Source organism: Neobacillus sp. S1115, assembly GCF_055385565.1.
Genome location: NZ_AP038275.1, coordinates 5773148 through 5789607, shown reverse-complemented (window position 1 = coordinate 5789607; position 16460 = coordinate 5773148). Strand labels below are relative to the sequence as shown.

The window sequence follows — 16460 nt, the reverse complement described above, 5'->3', positions numbered from 1 at the left end:
GAGGCAGAAGAACCGTCCCTATGCATCATCAAACGTTCAATAACATCGCTGTTTCATCACAAGAATGCAGTTTTGGGCAGTTTATGCAATCTTTCCACATCTTTTGAGGTAATTCATTTTTATCTACCACATTAAAACCTAACTTTGAAAAAAATTCAATTTGATAGGTTAATGATATTAGTTTAGTAATTTCCAAGTTTGCTGTTTCTTTCATAATTTGTTTTACCAGTGCTTTTCCTATTCCTTTTCCAACATGAGCAGGGCTAACGGCTAATGACCTTACCTCAGCTAAATTCCGGTCAAGAATAGTCAAGCTGCAAATCCCCACCACTTCGTTATTTAAAACGGCAACAACGAAACTTTGCAGATTTTCATAGATAGAAGGATAAGTTCTCGCCAACAGCTTACCCTCTTTGGCATACTCTGATATTAATTTATAGATACTTTCTGTATCGCTCATTATCGCTTTTCGAATGATCATAGAAAATCCCCCAGGAGAATATATCAAATTAAAAATATCTAACTTTAGTTAGATATTAATAAATATACAACATTGGGTATTTTTATACAACAATATATTCCGTTGATTTTCCCCATTTTAGATAATTTTTTTCTTCGGGACTTTTAATGATGCAAAGGGACGGTTCTTGTGCCTCAGTCTTATTTGATTGTTGGAAAAATGAGGCAAAAGAACCGTCCCCATGCCTCACTTTCACGCAATAAAATACGAAACTACGGAAAGTAGAATGGATGTAATCAGCATGGCGATCAGCGGCCGAGCTGCTTTGGTCCGGAGGTCACGGAGGCTGACATTTAAACCGAGACCAACCATAGCGGATGTCAAAATAAAGGTGGTTGCTGTTGAAACCCCATCCATAGCTGCCTTTGAAACAGGGATGGATTTGCCAAGGATATAGCTTCCGAACAAACTCATCAAGATAAAGCCGATGAGAAACCATGGGAACTCAATTTTGGTATCTCCTGCATTTCCGGAACTGCGTCGTTTCATCCAATACATAAGAATAAAGCACAATGGAACGAGCAGAAGTACCCGGCCTAGTTTGGCGAGCAGGGCAATGGCCAGGCCATCTGGACCTGCAGGTGCCCCGGCTAAGGCAACATGGGCAATTTCGTGAAGGCTGATGCCGCTCCAGATGCCATAATCAATGACTGATAACGGGAGAATTGGTCTTAAGATCGTATAGGTTATTGAAAAAATCGTCCCCACCAAGGCAATAATTCCTACCCCGATGGCTGTATCTTCGTCCTTTGCCTTGAGAATGGGCGAAACCGCGGCAATCGCGGCAGCCCCGCATACACCGGTACCCACACCAAGCAGAAGCACGAGGGAGGACTCTGCTTTCAGCAATTTTCCGAGCCATACGGTTAACAATATCGCAAAAGCAATGACACCGATATCACGGGCAATCAGCCCCAGCCCTTGATGAATCACCACATCTATGTTTAACTTGAGCCCGTATAAAATAATCGCAAAACGTAAAAAGCGTTTGGCAGAAAATTGAATCCCCGCGCGTAACACTTCCGGATAACCGAAAAATTGCCGGTAGATTACCGCAATCACGATCGCACAAGCAAGCGGTCCGACACGATCAAACCCGGGCACTTTCGCTAACGCAAACCCCAACGCTGCAATGACAATGGTAAAAGCAATTCCCCCCAGCCATAAATAAGCAGAAGTTTTTGTTTCCGGCTTTTTAAGAGGTTGTTCGTTCTGTTCGTCATGAGGTAAAATTCTTGCACTTTGACTTCCCATTCCAATCACCTCAAATTAATTTGATTTTGTAACTTAAGCATACTCGCGATTGGTGTATAAGAAAAATAATGATATATAATAGGGATGATAAGTAAATTTATATACATGGGTTATTTTTGAAAAAGGGGGCAGAGGATGGATCAGCATTTAGAAGTGTTTATTAAAGTGGTGGAGAAGGAGAATTTTTCAAAAGCAGCGGAGGAGCTGCATATGACCCAGCCGGCGGTGAGCCAGTATATTAGAACGTTAGAACAATCGATTGGCACAAGGCTCTTGGAAAGAAGTAATAAGTTTGTCCGCCTCAATCAGGCGGGTGAGATCGTTTATCACCATGCGAAAGAAATCATCGCCCTTTATACTAAAATGCAGTCCTTAGTCGATGACCTAACCAATAAGGCGAGCGGCCCGATTGCGATTGGGGCGAGTTATACGTTTGGCGAGTATATCCTGCCGCATATTATTGCTAAAATGAAGGAGCGATACCCTGATATTCACCCGTCGATTCGGATTCAAAATACAAAGGAAATCATTGAGCTGGTAAAAAAACATCAATTGGACATTGGCATCATTGAAGGGTTTTATGAGGAAAATGTTCTTAATTCGAAAGTGGTTTCTAAAGACCGAATGGTCATTGTTGCTTCACCTCGTCATCCTCTTTTAGGCGAAAAGGGGGAGTTAAGTCTGGCTGACTTGGAGGAAGAAACGTGGATTCTCAGGGAAGAGGGCTCTGGGACAAGAGAGGCTGCAGAAAATCTATTTCGAAGGTACAAGTTCACCCCGAAAAAAGTCATGGAATTTGGCAGCACCCAACTCATCAAGGAATCGGTTGAAGCAGGACTTGGCATCAGTTTGTTATCAAGCTGGGCGATTAAGAAGGAACTCACAAACGGCTACATCGGCACCCTTCGAGTAAAGGGACTCCCGTTTAAACGCAACTTCTCCATCCTAACGCACGCCACCTACCAAACAAAAGCCCTGCAAACATTCATCGAAACACTAAAAACATACCTCGGTGACCCGAAAAAGAGCAGATTTTAGTGAAGCATGGGGACGGTTCTTCTGCCTCATTTTCGACTTTTTACGATATTATACAAATGTAAAGCATCTTATATATTTCAACTGTCTATGGAATGGGTTTGTTCTAAAGGAAGAAAGGGGGAGTGGTTTTTTGTTGAAAATTCTACGTTATGTTTTATCTGGTGTAACTTTGTTTTTTGCTGTTTATGGACTAATCACAAATAATTTTGAGTTAAGTCATATAATGATGTTACTCTTAGGTCTAACCATGTTAGTGATGGGGTTGGAAGAATTTCAGAAAGAGCAAAAAGCAAAAGGTTGGTTATTTATTGTTGTTTTTTTATTTTCATTATATGTATCCATTCAAGGGTTTTTATTAAGCTAAAAGGGGATTGTCTCCAATAATCGAAATTTGGTTTTGCTAATCTTTTTTCAGAAAGTCTTGCTTTTGATAAAATACATTCCCTTTTTGAACAGTTTTAAAATACGACTGGAAAAGTATTCGGTCTCCTACAGCGGAGATCAGTCCCTGTGCCTCCCCCGCAAAGTGAGGCAAGAGAACCGTCCCCATGCTTCACTTGACAGAATCTTTAACAAATAGTAATATTTAGTACGTGATTATAGTGTTTAGGTGATTTCTTTCAATATAGAACTTTAGCATATGGTTAATAATGATCTATTGGCTTTTATGAAAAAGGAATCGTATTGAAAAGGAATTCAAGCTTTTAATGAATTACATATGATTAAGGTAGACTATTTAAAAGCCCGATTGGGAAGTTAAAGGTAAACCGGCAATCTTCAAAGTTTAATGGTTGGAGTATGACCATTAAGCTTAGAGTTTGCCGGTTTTTTTGTTTTAAAAAAAGAGATTCATATTATCAAAATCTAAGAGGGAGAGAGCGAGGATGTCCAATTATCTGGAGCTAATTTCATTACCAACTGCATTTTTTATCATTCTAGCAGTTTCCTTGGTAAGCGCCATTTTCCTGCTATGGGAAAAGGTCCCTGTACATTTTGTTCGATATCATATAGGCATCATTTCGTTGCCGCCAATCGTCGCCATGTGGGGGCTGTTTTCTAGCAAACACGATGGAAATGTGCTGTATGGGCCTTGGCGGTTCGATTCGCTCTCCTTGCTCCTTGCCCTTTTTGTCCTGACCATTGGTGTCATTGTGCAGCGCTACTCACTTCGGTACTTATTCGGTGATCGTGCTTACCGAAAATATTTTACGCTGCTGACACTCACGACATTTGCTGATACCCTTGTCTGGCTCAGCAATGATCTTCGTATTCTGTTGGTCTGCTGGGGATTGACCCTTTTGGGCTTGACCCTGCTGATCAGATTAAATAAGGAGTGGCAGGTGGCCAGAAAAGCAGCTGCCTCCTCCGGCCGGATATTTTTACTTAGCTGGTTGATTCTGCTCGTGGCTGTTATCTGGATTACACAAACGACAGGACAATGGCAATTATCGGCTATTCTTGAAAAAAATAATCTTGCTCAACTTGCATCGTGGGAGAGGACCTGCATCAGCCTCCTATTGATTGTAGCGATGATCATTCCATCAGCGCAGTTTCCTTTCCAGCGCTGGCTGCTGGACTCAGTCGTGGCGCCGACGCCGGTTTCGGCTGTCATGCATGCCGGCATCGTCAATGCCGGCGGTCTGATGTTTACCCGTTTTGCACCGCTCTTTAACGGCGGTGATACAGCCCAGATAGTTCTGCTTGTTCTGTCCGGCATTTCCGTCCTGCTTGGGACCGGAATCATGCTAGTCCATGTAGACTATAAACGGCAGTTGGTCGGCTCGACCATAGCCCAAATGGGATTCATGCTTGTTCAGTGTGCATTAGGCGCCTATTTGGCAGCGATTATTCATGCTGTATTACATGGATTATTCAAAGCGAGCCTTTTTCTACAGGCAGGTTCCGCCATCCAGCACCGGGAAACTCATTCCTTCAAAGGCCGTCCGTTTCCCGTTTTGTGGACGATCACCGGAGTAGTTTTAGGTCTTATTTTTTCGATTGGCTATTGGCTGAATTCCGGTGGAGAGGGTTATCACATCATCAGCACCCTCATCTTAGGCTGGTCCGTGATGTTTGCTTGGACCGGACTCGTTGCCTTTGGGTCAGGCCGGATTGGCCGAGTTGCAGGGCTTGCGTTCCTTGCCGGAGCGGTCATCATGTTCAAATTCATCCATACGCTCTTGGACAGTCTGTTACATGAAACGGTTCTGTCTGGTATGCACCCACCCACACCAACGGTCATCTTGGCCCTGATTATCTTGCTGGGCGGCAGTGCTTTTGGATTATGGCTCGCGCGCCATCGTTCCTCAACGGCATTTACGGTTATTTATCTGTGGCTTGTCCATTTGGGTGAGCCTCACAAAGATTTAGTAGAAAGTCATCCAAAATACTTGTCTTATAGGAGGTCATTCAGATGACACCGACATTAGCCAGAACATTAAGTTGGGAAAAGGAACAAGAAAATCTCAGTCTTGATATTCATGATTTAGTAAAATCAGCTAGCGAAGTCATCGCACCGCTCGGCCCGATCAGCAAGTTTGCGGCACGCAGCCCCTGGGCCGGATTGGAACAGCTATCCTTTGAACAGACAGCACGCCGGTTTAAAGATGTTTCTGATATCGAGCTATTTCCCCATGATTCTGTATTAAAATCAGCACGGGACCAAGGCGAAATTGATATGAATTTTTTAGAAAAAGGGCTGCAGCAATGGCTTAAGCAGCACTCTTTTGGACTCCCGCTTACAGCAGCAGAGGAGTTTTGCCAGTCGGCACTAACAAAGGATCTGCCGTCTTCCGATTTAACGGTCCAACCAGAAGTAAAACGATTGGCAAAGAAACTTAGTGGCTTTAAGTATCAACTAAAGACAAGACAATCGGTAAAAACTCTTAATCAGCGTTTTGAACAGATTGGCGGCGATTCGGTGTTAATGGATCTCAACCGCCATTTGATTAAGTGGTGTAAATTATTTTTGGATGAGTCCCAGGCTGTCTGGTCAATGCCCAATCGCGAGGAAGGCTTCTACCAGGCATGGCTGAGAATGGCTGCCTTAGACCCGGCCTTATCGCTAGAGGAACGCAGACAGATCAAAAATTTGCCGAAAGAAGCGGGCAATGCTCTAAATGAGGCCTTGTCCCAATTAGGAATCCACCCTTCAGAGTCGCAAGAATACTTGGAAGCTCATTTGCTGGCCCTGCCAGGCTGGGCGGGAATGATGCTTTGGCGCTCGCAGCAACGTAGTAACGAAAGCTCCTTGCTTGCTGACTATTTGGCAGTAAGAATTTCAATGGAGCTAATCTTGATAAAGCCATATCTTCCTTTGCCCACCCAAGGAACGGAAGCGGACGTGCTCCTGGAATCTCTAATTGCTGCATGGCTTCATTGGGGGAACTTCCCGATCAAAGCATGGTCGCAACTGTCTGCCGCGGAGCAAAAAGCCCGTTTGAACCTTGCTTGGCAATTTGATCACATTGTCCGCAGCAGACTTTGGATGGAAGCTTGGGAACAAACATATGAACAGCAATTGAAGGAAAAAATCATCGCGAAACAGCAGGCGGCGGCTGAGCCTAAATCGCCTTCATTGGCGCAATTTGTTTTTTGCATCGATGTAAGGTCAGAGCCTTTCCGCCGCCAACTCGAACGGACAGAAGGCTTTGAAACCTTTGGGGCAGCTGGATTTTTCGGCTTGCCGATTGAAACCTGCAAACTGGATAGCCATCATAGCCATCCATCCTTGCCGGTATTGAATAGACCGCAATTTAAGGTAAAAGAATACTTGCCTGAATCGCAATACCAACCGTTTCACGAGCGGCTGCAGGCAGTTAATTCACTGCAAGGTACCTTTAAAACCATGAAGCACAACATGCTTGCAAGCATGTTACTGCCGGAGGTAAGCGGACCGTGGCTTAGTATGCAGACGCTGACCCGGACTTTTTTACCAAGAAGGGCTGGACGCACGTTCAAGAAACTGCTTGACACCTGGTTCAGAAAACCGGATGTGAAGCTGACGCTTGACCGTATGGAGGACCCTGCTGAATCGGAGATTCCGGTTGGTTTTTCAGAAGAAGAGAAAGTACAATATGTGGAGCAAGCCTTAAAAACAATCGGGCTTACTGATCATTTCGCACCATTTGTGGTGATTTGCGGACACGGAAGCCACAGCACCAATAATCCTTATGCTGCTTCGCTCGATTGCGGGGCATGCGGTGGAACATCAAGCGCCTTTAATGCGCGGGTGCTGGCAGCGTTGTGCAACCTTCCGAATGTACGGCAGGCCCTCAAAGCAAGGGGGATTTTGATTCCGGAAGACACCGTTTTTGCAGCAGCCGAGCATATTACCACACTTGACGAGTTGCAGTGGGTTTATCTTCCTCACCTTTCGGGCAAGGCTGAAGATGCATATACCCGCATCGAAGCGGTCCTGCCAAAGGTGAGTGAGGAGGCTAACGCCGAGCGAATCCGAGAATTGCCAGGTCTCAAAGACCACTTGAAAAATCCGAAAGCGGAAGCGGAGCGGTTGGCGGAGGACTGGAGTGAAATCCGTCCGGAATGGGGGCTGGCCGGTAATGCTGCGTTTGTGATTGGAGAACGAAGCCTGACCGAGGCGTGCAATCTCGAGGGAAGAGTGTTTCTTCATAATTATAACTGGAAAAAGGATAAAAATGGTTCGCTGCTGAGCGGTATCATTGCTGGACCGGGAACGGTTTGTCAAATGATTAACCTGCAATATTACGCATCGGCCGTTGCGCCTCATTATTATGGAAGTGGAAATAAAGCGACCCAGACCGTGACGTCCGGAATCGGCGTGATGCAGGGGAATGCCAGCGATTTATTATCCGGACTCCCATGGCAGTCCGTGATGCAATCGGACGACACAGTCTATCATGCGCCGTTAAGGCTGCTGGTGGTAATCCAGGCACCAAAGGAATATGTGGAACGATTGTTGAATCAAGACCGGGTATTTTTTCAAAAAGTCCAAAACGGCTGGCTGCGGCTTGCGTCGATTGATCCGGAAGGGAACTGGAAAAGCTGGTCTTAACGCTGCTTCGGTGTAAAATATTTTTAGACAGCTTTGGTTATAAAGTAATATAGCCATTTATGGTAGAGAAGGGATAAAAGTCGATATGGAGAAATCAAAAGGCGCTATTGAAGCTGAAATTAGTAAAGCATTAACGCAATGGGAGAAAAGCTATCTTGGACGGGGTTCCCTTTCTGTTAAGACTGACATTTTACGGGATATGGTGATTGTTGTATTGAATGGCATCCTAACCCCTGCTGAATATGCCTTATGCAGAGATAAAGAGGGATTGTTATCTATAAAGACGACCCGAAATGGCTTGGTGGAATCAGGTCAAGAGGAGCTAAAGCAAATTATTTTCTCGATAACAGGTCAGGAACTCATCAGTTTCCATACCGACATCAGCACCCAAACCGGCGAACGGGTCATGGTTTTTAAACTATCAGGGAATTTGGAGAAAGAACCATCGTAACAAAGGATTTTGGCTGAATTCAATTCAAAAACGGGGTGAACGTAATGAATATGAACGAAAAGAAGAAAGTGCTGTTTGTGATGGGAATGGAGCAAAGTCCGGAAAGTATCATAGAAAAGATGAGCAGTCTTGAGCCGAATAATATCTTAGTCTTGCAATCTTATGGACCATCCATTGCACCCTTCAGTGATCTCATGCGGGACATCATCCTTGCTGTCTATCGGGAAAATGTTGAAGAAATCTTCGTTAGCGTTCCAACAGCTAATCGGAAGAATGCTAGAGAAACACTTAAGAAAATATATAACAATAAAGAATTACAAGACAAAATACAAACACTGGATTACCTGTTTAAAAACTCCATGCCAGAACACCCAAAAGGCAGCATCAGAGAATGGCTCGAGGGGGGGAACGGAGCCCCATCCAACAGTATTCAAAATAATGCCGATGTCATTCGAAACCATCCATTAATGCCTGCAAACGTAAAAGTAACAGAATTATTGATTGAAAGTGAAAATCTATCAAAAGTGGCTGCTCGGTGATGCATGGGGACGGTTCTCGTGCATCATTTGGAGACTCTATTGATGCATGGGGACGGTTCTCATGCATCATTTTGGGTGTGATGCATGGGGACGGTTCGAGATTACTGAGAAACTCTCTACGGTGGCTACTTACCTGTGGGACCTTCGGACAAAATTGCTTGAAAAAGGGTTAGAAACGTCCGAACCTGCGCAACCTTCGGACAAAACCGCTTGAAAAGGTTAGAAATGTCCGAACCAGTGCAGCCTTCGGTCAAAACCGGAGACAAAACCATGCGGTCAAGGGTAAACTTTTAAAAGTACTTCCATTTATTTGGATATACTTTCCGAAATGGTCAGTTTACTTTCCAATTTGATGATTTTACTTTCACTTTTTAATCAAATACTCACCTATTATCCCTTTTTACTTTCTGAATTCCCCAGTTTACTTTCCAAACTGCTATTTTTCCCTATTAAAGTGGCTGGGGGATAACGGTTGGTGTTTTACTCCATTCGCACCCCCAAATTTGGTTGAAAAATTTTATTCTAGTATAATTGTATTTATGGATTCTTCTAACATCAACACTATCCCTTTTCCCAGCTAAAACAACAGGAACAATACATCAATGGAGGAATTCAACATGGATGACGAATGGTACGATGGATATGACGGCGGCGTATATACCGGCAGCGGTACTAAGGGGTTCAAGAGGAAAACTAGGACTAGGATCCCCCGCCTTAAAAGTTTTATCCCTAAAGGATATCGCAGAAAGCGGTCCCGAAGAGGCAAGGTGAGCGACCCCGAAACCACAATCGCAATATGGGTAGTTATGACAGCATTGGGGGCCGCACTATTTCATGCAGAATGGATATTCGGCTTACTATATACACTGTTTGTTATATACACGCTCCTCTCTAAGGACCTCTGGCCGATCAAATATGTGTCAGTGATTCTTACAGGAATGGGCATTCTGTTCTTTGTGGCGCTCGGTCTAGCTGTATTATTAAATTTGGCACTTGGCAGCAATATATTAACCGACCCAGCTACACAGGTGGCGTACGGATACATCATTAAAGGACCGTTATTAAGTTGGTCGATTGTATGGGTCATAGAGAATGGGATGGATTGGATTAAGGAAAGAAAATCCACAAAAGGAAGATTTGTAGAAAAGCAGAAACTCCTTCTGCACAGATTACCAAAACTGTGCCTAGCGGCTTCAACAGTATTGCTAGCATGGTATGTCGTTCATTCACTTTACACGCTATACCAATGGGGAATCTGGGGCTTAAACCTAGTTAGCATCATTCATTCTTGGACAGCCCCATACATCATTGGAATCACCATACTAGGAAGACTTTCACAGCGTATGGCAAAGTGAGGCATGGGGACGGTTCTCATGCCTCACTTTTATTTGACTACAGAAAGATGATGCACAAGAACCGTCCCCATGCATCAAGTCATATTCCCGCCATTTCCTTCATACATATATAAGTGGTACAAAAATCCGTATAGAAGGGATTTGTCCATTTGGAACGGAAAATGAATATATGGGTCCACTATAAGAAGTCAACGTATAAAATTAATCTGCGGGATGGCCTTTATATTTGGGGGAAATTATTTTGGCTGTTGAGCAGGCGAATTTTGTGGGGCTTAAAAAGGGTGCTGCTGAGGTCAAGGAACCTGATTATTGTCTTCGCATGTGCCGTGGTCTTTAGTCTTGTCATCATCCCAATTGGTCTTATGATGGAAAAATATCAAACCTGGTACGATGCGATATGGGATTTGCGGACGTTTTTCTTTACCTCGATATTTATCGTCTTCGTGACGACGAATGTGAATGAGGAAAAAAGACGGAGAGAAGGGCTGCGGAAGCAATTTGAGATTTATAGTGGTTATAGTTTTTATGCGGAATGGTATCTCAACCGTCTTGTTCATCTTGTGGGGATTCCTATTTCTGAAAAATTTTTTTAACTGACCAAGACTTCGAGAATTTTGAAAAAATGGTAATGGAAAGCCACCAAACGGCCGGGTTTACTTTTTCGAGTTTAAATAATAGAAGATATAAGAATCTCTATGTGTATTTGATTACCATCCATAAAAAACAACTTTCTCACTTGAGAGATGTTTTATATTTTATCAATTCGGCCGATTCGGATTCGCTTGAAATGCATAAAGACAAAGCGCGACAATGGCTTTTAAGCGGCATCGATATGATTGAAGAGGAAATTCTACTAATCGAAAATCTCCATGACAACTACACCCCCCAGGACCTCATCCACTTTGTCCAAAACTCACTAACTTACAATCTCTATATCATCGCCGAACTAAGAAGACCCTGGCGGTGGGACCACCAACGAAACATGGAAATCCGAAAAAAACTTACCACAAACGGCCAACATATAAAAGGAACGTTCGACTCGAATCAATATTGGATATGAGGCATGGGGACGGTTCTTTTGCCTCATTTTAGGGGGCTGTTAGAGTTAATTGGTGCTAATTTTTAGGAAGAAAAGCCAGCTATCCCAAAAAGGTAGTTGGCATTATTCTTGATGGGGCTCTCAGACGATTCTGGATTGATTGGTCCACTAATCCAGTTTTAATAGAAGGGGAAAATTTTTAAATAAAAAACGACAAGTTTGTATAATCTATGAAAAAAATGTCCATCCTTGAAATATAGTATCTTGGGGAAGTTTATGAGATTGGCAGAAATAGAGATATTTTAAAAGGTAGGGGTGGCTATTAATGACAGTAGAAGAATTAAACAAGATTATCGAAGTAAAAAAGATGGATTTAGAAGAATGTGAACAAGAACTTTATAACCGTTACTATCCTTCCATAGTCAGAGTCGCAATGATGAACTACATATTGGCCTTGAAAGAGCAAATAAAAGAATATGAAGCGTAGGGACGGTTCTCATGCATCATTTTCACTCGATTATGGAGGGGGAATGATGCAGAAGAACCGTCCCCATGCATCACTAATTATTATACGGGCCGATTTATAAAAAACCGCCCATTTCCAGTTAGTTGGTGGTTTCCACTTCGTTTGGTGTACTTTGTCAAAACTTGTAATATAATAATCTTTGAATATGAAACCGTTTTCAATTATAATAAGAACAGGTGGATGGCGCGTGTGGCCATCATGGTATTGTGCGTAGGGCGGGGCCGATACTGTTAGGCTAGGCATTTAACCGAGGATTAAAATCTTAAGGTAAAATTATTTTTATTTAGATATGGTGTATGTCTAGATTTCCAAATCACGACGAAGAAAGGGGAAGAGACGTGGAAAAGAATAAAACCTCGTTTGACGACTTTTTAAAAGAAGACCGATTTGAACTTCAATCTTATCTCACTTACCTGTTTACCCGTATTTCCGACTATTTTCCGGAACAAACAGAAGAAAACATGATCAATCAATAAAAACATGGAGACAAATACATGAGCAAAAATAAATAAAGCGGCCAATTTCATTTAAAATGAAATTGGCCGCTTTTTTGATGTATGTTGACGGTTCTTGTGCACCAAACGTGCCCCTGTGCATCAACAAAATGAGGCATGAGAACCGTCCCCATGCATCATCCTACGAGGAAACCCTTAGTATCAGGATGCCGATAAAGGCCAGGATGAGGCCGGTGACTTCGCGTCTATTCCAGGCTTCTTTGAGGTAGAAGCGGGCGTAAAGAATGACAAAGGCCACGTTCATGGCGACGATGGCGGAGACAATTCCGGTAATCCCATCACGGAAGGCAGGGAAGATTAAAATCATTCCCAACGCATTGGTGATCCCCACTCCCATTCCAATACCGAGTGTTTTTTTCACGGTCCAGCTGCTGGCACGACCCATATCTTCCGACTCAACAGCCGCCGCCGCTTCATGTCGGGCCTTGTTTGCTTTGGCATTGCCGAGTGCCCATGATAGTCCGAACAAGACAGCCCCAGTTGCAAACATGACCGTTAAAGCAGGAAACGTTGACGCTCCAGACAAGGTAGCTAGTTTTACGGTCGTATCGGTAAACCCGAAAAACAGCATCGTCAAGATTCCCCATTGAATCCCTTTTAATTGATTGAGCTTGAGATCCTGTGAATATTTGATTAAAAGCAAACCTGCCAACACGATGAAGAATGCAATGAACTGCCACGTTGAAAGTGCCTCGCGCCAAAGGATGTAGGCAAGAATCACGACTACGAGCGGCGGCAATCCTGTAAATAATGCGATAATCGAGGCCTTGCCGACAGCATAACCCTTATACATCGAGGCATTTGCGATAAACGAAAATAACCCCAAAAAGAAACCTAACAATGCTTCGATAGTCCACGGCTGCTGGAACAATACATTGCTGGCTAGTGTGATAACGGTTCCAGAAATATAAACGCCTAACAGCATCAGATTACGATCAATCGGCCGCTGCGAGGTCCAATGATAAAGAATCCCCCGGAGCCCAAAACAAGCAGCTGCCAAAACAGCAAAAACAAACCACATAGCAAACTCTCCTAAACTTTAAAAATACACTCCTTCTAGTATACATCAAACGCTTACATGGTGGAGTTTAGTTTTTTTGTCATTTTATGGGGGTTAATTTTAGGTTTGAGGCATGGGGACGGTTCTCATGCATCATTCTTAGACGGTTTTGGATTGAATGAGGCAGAAGAACCGTCCCCATGCATCTTTTCATCCATGGATGATTTTGGCTAAAGTGAGGCAAGAGAACCGTCCCCATGCATCATCCCCATGCATCATCTTTTTGTCGAAATTTTGAATTATGGCTGGGAAAAATTATTTTTTATGATAGATATAGTAAAATTGTCAGTAGATAAATATACCCATTGATTTGTGTTTGGGGGAGAATTATTTGAAGATTAGAATGGATGCCCTGTTAAATAAGCCTGTTATTTTTCGTTATGGATTTATGATTGTTATGGCGATTAATATCTTTTTTCAATTACTTAAATTTAGGGAACAAAATTTATATATTGGTTTTATCCTCGCTGTTGTTTTTTTAGGAATAGGCTATTATCGGCGGTCCACTTTATTCTTGGTTACCTTAACCACGTTGGTGGTTTATTGCAGGTTCCAGCTTGACCTGCAATCTAACACGTTACTAAGATTCATGATCCTAGAAGTTACTTATCTTATCATTCTGTATATTTCGGTTGGATTTATGAAAAAAAGTCAGAAGATAAAAGACGATCATTTAGAATTAATCTCTGCTTTATCAAATGCTTTAGATTCAAGAGATACCTATACATCGGGACATTCCCACAATGTTTCCGACTATGCCGCAAAAATTGCTAAGCAATTGAGATTGCCAAGTGAGATGATTGAGGCCGTCAGAATAGGAGGATTGCTTCACGATATTGGTAAAATCGGGGTCCCTGAATCCATCCTGCTAAAGCCAGGAAAATTAACGGAGAAGGAATTTTCTTTTATAAAAAAACACCCCATAATTGGCTGCGAAATGATTAAACACGTGAAAGAGTTTCAAGAAAAGGGGATTTTAGACATCGTTTTATACCATCATGAAAGATTCGATGGAAAGGGCTATCCAAGCGGACTAAAAGGGGAAGAGATCCCATTAGCCGCTCGAATCGTCGCGGTTGCGGACAGCTTTGATGCCATCATCTCAAAACGTGCCTACAGTCCAGAGGTGCCGGTGGAAATGGCGCTGCTGGAGATTGAAAAAAATAAAGGGAAGCAATTTGACCCTGATATTGCGGATGCTTTTTTAAGCCTCTTCGAATGGAAAAAAGAAGACATCAGGATGAAGAGAAACGACCATTTTCCTGTCGGTAGCCTATTGGCCAAAAAACAAAGGGACCGTTTCACCAGTACACTTTAAAGAACGTGAGAATAGTCGATATGAAACTTTCAGTAGAAATGGAAGGCATTTTTTAAATGATTAAGAAGGATGTTGGTCTTATGGGGATTAAAGGCAGGGTTGTAACGTTCTTGATGGTTTTAATCATTAATTCTTTGTATATGAGCTTTTATTTTTATAGGGATGGATATGTAAGCTGGTTTGAAATAATCGGATTGCCAATCATGCTTGCGTTTGCTTGGTGGTTCGGGAAACAATATGATATTGCCATCTATTATTCAGAAAAGGATATCTTGACGACACTTTATAATAGAAGATTTGTTGAGAAATATATTTTTAGCCAAAAGGACCAAAACTTTGCTCTTTTGCTGCTGGATGTGAATGATTTTAAGGTGATCAATGACGTTTATGGCCATAAAGCTGGAGATCAATATTTAATGACGATCGCTGCTCAATTAAAGAAAAGTGTAAAGGAAAAGGATATCCTCGCGCGGTGGGGTGGAGATGAATTTTTAATCATTACCCCTGGAACCAAGAAAAAGGAAAACTTGGCTGAAATGATCGACAAAATCCATCAAAATTTAAAGGATGTATCACCAGTTGAGCTTGAAATTAGCGTATCCATCGGGGCAGCCCTATATCCCAGCGAAGGAAAAACATTTGACGACCTACTGAAATTAGCTGATAAGAACATGTACAGCATGAAGGCGCTTAAGCATGGGTGAGGCATGGGGACGGTTCTCGTGCCTCGCTTCAGGGTGGATGTTGGTTTGGGTGTTGGTTGGAGGAAACAACTTGACGGTTCTTTTGTATTAATTTTTGGTGCACGAGAACCGTCCCTTTGCATCGCTCTTCGCTGGCAGGAAGTCAATCCTATAGATAAAAATTGCAAGATGAAAATAAAAACAACTTTTGCTCTAAAAAGGAATCCTTCGGGGTTCATTTTTTTTGGAAAACTCACAATTAGGAGTGTTTTTCCTATTCTGTAAACCCCAAATATCAATCTCCAATGAAACCCATCATTTCTATTCTTTCATTAATCATGTTCCACCACAAAAATGATGCATGAGAACCGTCCCTATGCATCACCTATGCACCAAAAATGTCCCATTCAAAATGGGACTTTTTTAGGTCCTTGTGTAACTGTGTGAACGGGACTTTTTCCTTTTATAGTTAAGGTGTTGAAAATAAAAGGAGGAATGGAAAAATGAATAAGTTGGTTAAGTCGGCGAGTAATATGTTTTTTGCGGCGGGGGTGCTTTGGGTGCTGGAGGCTGTTGGTGAGATTTTTGGAGGGTATGTTGAGGATTTTAACAGTATTTTTGATTACCTGTCAGAAGCAACCTTCGGGTTATATTTTGCGGTCATTTTTATGGGGGCCCATTATTTAACGAAAACTCACACTGTCATCAGCGGCCGCAAGCATGGCTGGGTGGGGAAAATCGGTCTTGCCCTGTTAGGCCTCAGTGCTGTTTTAATGAGTTCAAAGGCGATGATCAATGTGGTATATCATGGATTCGTCGGAGAGCAGTTTTTATTCGCCGAAGGCGGTCCGTTGAGTCCCATCTTCTTAATCGGAATCCTTTTAGCCGTGCTGGGAACCATTATTTATGGAATTGGCTGCATGACGGGCAGGGTTCTTCCATGGTGGGTTGCCCTAATGCTTGTCGTATCGTTCTTCTGCTTGTTTGTTCCGGTTGCCGGAAAGTTTGTCGCAGCGGCGCTATATGCATTAATCGGAGCACAGGTCTTGAAAAAGCAGGAAAAGAATGGGGATATTTCGAATAACATTGTTGTAAACAAGTAGTTTTAAAAGAAGAGGGGGCAGTAT

At 42.8% G+C, this 16460-nt stretch carries 18 protein-coding genes; 15 read left to right on the top strand and 3 right to left on the bottom strand.

Features of this window, described 5'->3' with window-relative positions; translation table 11 throughout:
* Window positions 1-28 precede the first annotated feature (28 nt).
* A complete protein-coding gene (locus ACZ5B7_RS28245; protein WP_464491880.1) occupies window positions 29-481 on the bottom strand; it encodes an N-acetyltransferase in 453 nt (150 codons plus the stop codon).
* A gap of 231 nt (window positions 482-712) precedes the next feature.
* Window positions 713-1774: a YeiH family protein gene (locus tag ACZ5B7_RS28240; RefSeq protein WP_464491879.1), complete on the bottom strand. Its 1062-nt coding sequence runs from the start codon at window positions 1772-1774 to the stop codon at window positions 713-715.
* 135 nt (window positions 1775-1909) lie between these two features.
* On the opposite strand from ACZ5B7_RS28240, the gene ACZ5B7_RS28235 reads away from it, so the two are divergent.
* The 12 genes from ACZ5B7_RS28235 (at window position 1910) to ACZ5B7_RS28180 (ending at window position 12233) form a co-directional block, all read left to right on the top strand.
* Entirely contained in the window at window positions 1910-2812 is a 903-nt protein-coding gene (locus ACZ5B7_RS28235) for a LysR family transcriptional regulator (RefSeq protein ID WP_464491878.1), read from the top strand.
* Between the two features lie 130 nt (window positions 2813-2942).
* On the top strand, window positions 2943-3176 hold the full coding sequence (locus ACZ5B7_RS28230; protein ID WP_464491877.1) for a DUF3953 domain-containing protein: 234 nt from the start codon (window positions 2943-2945) through the stop codon (window positions 3174-3176).
* 520 nt (window positions 3177-3696) lie between these two features.
* Window positions 3697-5229 carry an NADH dehydrogenase subunit 5 gene (locus ACZ5B7_RS28225; RefSeq protein ID WP_464491876.1) on the top strand — a complete coding sequence of 511 codons (1533 nt, stop codon included), beginning with the start codon at window positions 3697-3699 and terminating at the stop codon, window positions 5227-5229.
* The gene (locus ACZ5B7_RS28220) at window positions 5226-7847 is read left to right on the top strand and encodes a DUF2309 domain-containing protein (RefSeq protein ID WP_464491875.1); all 2622 of its coding nucleotides are present in this window, start codon (window positions 5226-5228) and stop codon (window positions 7845-7847) included. The genes ACZ5B7_RS28225 and ACZ5B7_RS28220 overlap by 4 nt, the downstream gene beginning before the upstream one ends.
* A gap of 85 nt (window positions 7848-7932) precedes the next feature.
* On the top strand, window positions 7933-8298 hold the full coding sequence (locus ACZ5B7_RS28215) for a Na-translocating system protein MpsC family protein (protein WP_213143841.1): 366 nt from the start codon (window positions 7933-7935) through the stop codon (window positions 8296-8298).
* Between the two features lie 44 nt (window positions 8299-8342).
* The gene (locus tag ACZ5B7_RS28210) at window positions 8343-8837 is read left to right on the top strand and encodes a carbonic anhydrase (protein ID WP_464491874.1); all 495 of its coding nucleotides are present in this window, start codon (window positions 8343-8345) and stop codon (window positions 8835-8837) included.
* A gap of 621 nt (window positions 8838-9458) precedes the next feature.
* Complete coding sequence (locus ACZ5B7_RS28205; RefSeq protein WP_464491873.1) at window positions 9459-9608, top strand: hypothetical protein; 150 nt, start codon at window positions 9459-9461, stop codon at window positions 9606-9608.
* A complete protein-coding gene (locus tag ACZ5B7_RS28200) occupies window positions 9605-10192 on the top strand; it encodes a hypothetical protein (RefSeq protein WP_464491872.1) in 588 nt (195 codons plus the stop codon). The genes ACZ5B7_RS28205 and ACZ5B7_RS28200 overlap by 4 nt, the downstream gene beginning before the upstream one ends.
* 149 nt (window positions 10193-10341) lie before the next feature.
* Window positions 10342-10785: a hypothetical protein gene (locus ACZ5B7_RS28195; protein ID WP_464491871.1), complete on the top strand. Its 444-nt coding sequence runs from the start codon at window positions 10342-10344 to the stop codon at window positions 10783-10785.
* Between the two features lie 29 nt (window positions 10786-10814).
* Window positions 10815-11252 carry a hypothetical protein gene (locus ACZ5B7_RS28190; protein ID WP_464491870.1) on the top strand — a complete coding sequence of 146 codons (438 nt, stop codon included), beginning with the start codon at window positions 10815-10817 and terminating at the stop codon, window positions 11250-11252.
* A 304-nt stretch (window positions 11253-11556) separates the two neighbouring features.
* Window positions 11557-11718 carry a hypothetical protein gene (locus ACZ5B7_RS28185; RefSeq protein ID WP_213143861.1) on the top strand — a complete coding sequence of 54 codons (162 nt, stop codon included), beginning with the start codon at window positions 11557-11559 and terminating at the stop codon, window positions 11716-11718.
* 377 nt (window positions 11719-12095) lie between these two features.
* Complete coding sequence (locus ACZ5B7_RS28180; RefSeq protein WP_464491869.1) at window positions 12096-12233, top strand: hypothetical protein; 138 nt, start codon at window positions 12096-12098, stop codon at window positions 12231-12233.
* 160 nt (window positions 12234-12393) lie between these two features.
* Here the strand turns inward: ACZ5B7_RS28180 and ACZ5B7_RS28175 are convergent, their stop codons facing one another.
* Complete coding sequence (locus ACZ5B7_RS28175; protein ID WP_464491868.1) at window positions 12394-13293, bottom strand: EamA family transporter; 900 nt, start codon at window positions 13291-13293, stop codon at window positions 12394-12396.
* 370 nt (window positions 13294-13663) lie between these two features.
* Between ACZ5B7_RS28175 and ACZ5B7_RS28170 the strand changes: the two genes are divergently transcribed.
* The 3 genes from ACZ5B7_RS28170 to ACZ5B7_RS28160 all read left to right on the top strand — a co-directional run bounded on the left by ACZ5B7_RS28170 (window position 13664) and on the right by ACZ5B7_RS28160 (window position 16436).
* Window positions 13664-14650, top strand: a complete 987-nt coding sequence (locus tag ACZ5B7_RS28170) for an HD-GYP domain-containing protein (protein ID WP_464491867.1) — start codon at window positions 13664-13666, stop codon at window positions 14648-14650.
* A gap of 56 nt (window positions 14651-14706) precedes the next feature.
* On the top strand, window positions 14707-15354 hold the full coding sequence (locus ACZ5B7_RS28165; RefSeq protein WP_464491866.1) for a GGDEF domain-containing protein: 648 nt from the start codon (window positions 14707-14709) through the stop codon (window positions 15352-15354).
* 482 nt (window positions 15355-15836) lie between these two features.
* Window positions 15837-16436, top strand: coding sequence for a hypothetical protein (locus ACZ5B7_RS28160; RefSeq protein WP_464491865.1), 600 nt, complete (start codon window positions 15837-15839; stop codon window positions 16434-16436).
* Window positions 16437-16460: the final 24 nt, after the last annotated feature.

Excerpts from the sequence above, each read along its gene's own strand:
- ACZ5B7_RS28245 (WP_464491880.1), bottom strand. The coding sequence starts at position 481 with ATGATCATTCGAAAAGCGATAATGAGCGATACAGAAAGTATCTATAAA.
- ACZ5B7_RS28240 (WP_464491879.1), bottom strand. The coding sequence starts at position 1,774 with ATGGGAAGTCAAAGTGCAAGAATTTTACCTCATGACGAACAGAACGAA.
- ACZ5B7_RS28235 (WP_464491878.1), top strand. The coding sequence starts at position 1,910 with ATGGATCAGCATTTAGAAGTGTTTATTAAAGTGGTGGAGAAGGAGAAT.
- ACZ5B7_RS28225 (WP_464491876.1), top strand. The coding sequence starts at position 3,697 with ATGTCCAATTATCTGGAGCTAATTTCATTACCAACTGCATTTTTTATC.
- ACZ5B7_RS28220 (WP_464491875.1), top strand. The coding sequence starts at position 5,226 with ATGACACCGACATTAGCCAGAACATTAAGTTGGGAAAAGGAACAAGAA.
- ACZ5B7_RS28215 (WP_213143841.1), top strand. The coding sequence starts at position 7,933 with ATGGAGAAATCAAAAGGCGCTATTGAAGCTGAAATTAGTAAAGCATTA.
- ACZ5B7_RS28210 (WP_464491874.1), top strand. The coding sequence starts at position 8,343 with ATGAATATGAACGAAAAGAAGAAAGTGCTGTTTGTGATGGGAATGGAG.
- ACZ5B7_RS28205 (WP_464491873.1), top strand. The coding sequence starts at position 9,459 with ATGACGAATGGTACGATGGATATGACGGCGGCGTATATACCGGCAGCG.
- ACZ5B7_RS28190 (WP_464491870.1), top strand. The coding sequence starts at position 10,815 with ATGGTAATGGAAAGCCACCAAACGGCCGGGTTTACTTTTTCGAGTTTA.
- ACZ5B7_RS28185 (WP_213143861.1), top strand. The coding sequence starts at position 11,557 with ATGACAGTAGAAGAATTAAACAAGATTATCGAAGTAAAAAAGATGGAT.
- ACZ5B7_RS28175 (WP_464491868.1), bottom strand. The coding sequence starts at position 13,293 with ATGTGGTTTGTTTTTGCTGTTTTGGCAGCTGCTTGTTTTGGGCTCCGG.
- ACZ5B7_RS28165 (WP_464491866.1), top strand. The coding sequence starts at position 14,707 with ATGATTAAGAAGGATGTTGGTCTTATGGGGATTAAAGGCAGGGTTGTA.
- ACZ5B7_RS28160 (WP_464491865.1), top strand. The coding sequence starts at position 15,837 with ATGAATAAGTTGGTTAAGTCGGCGAGTAATATGTTTTTTGCGGCGGGG.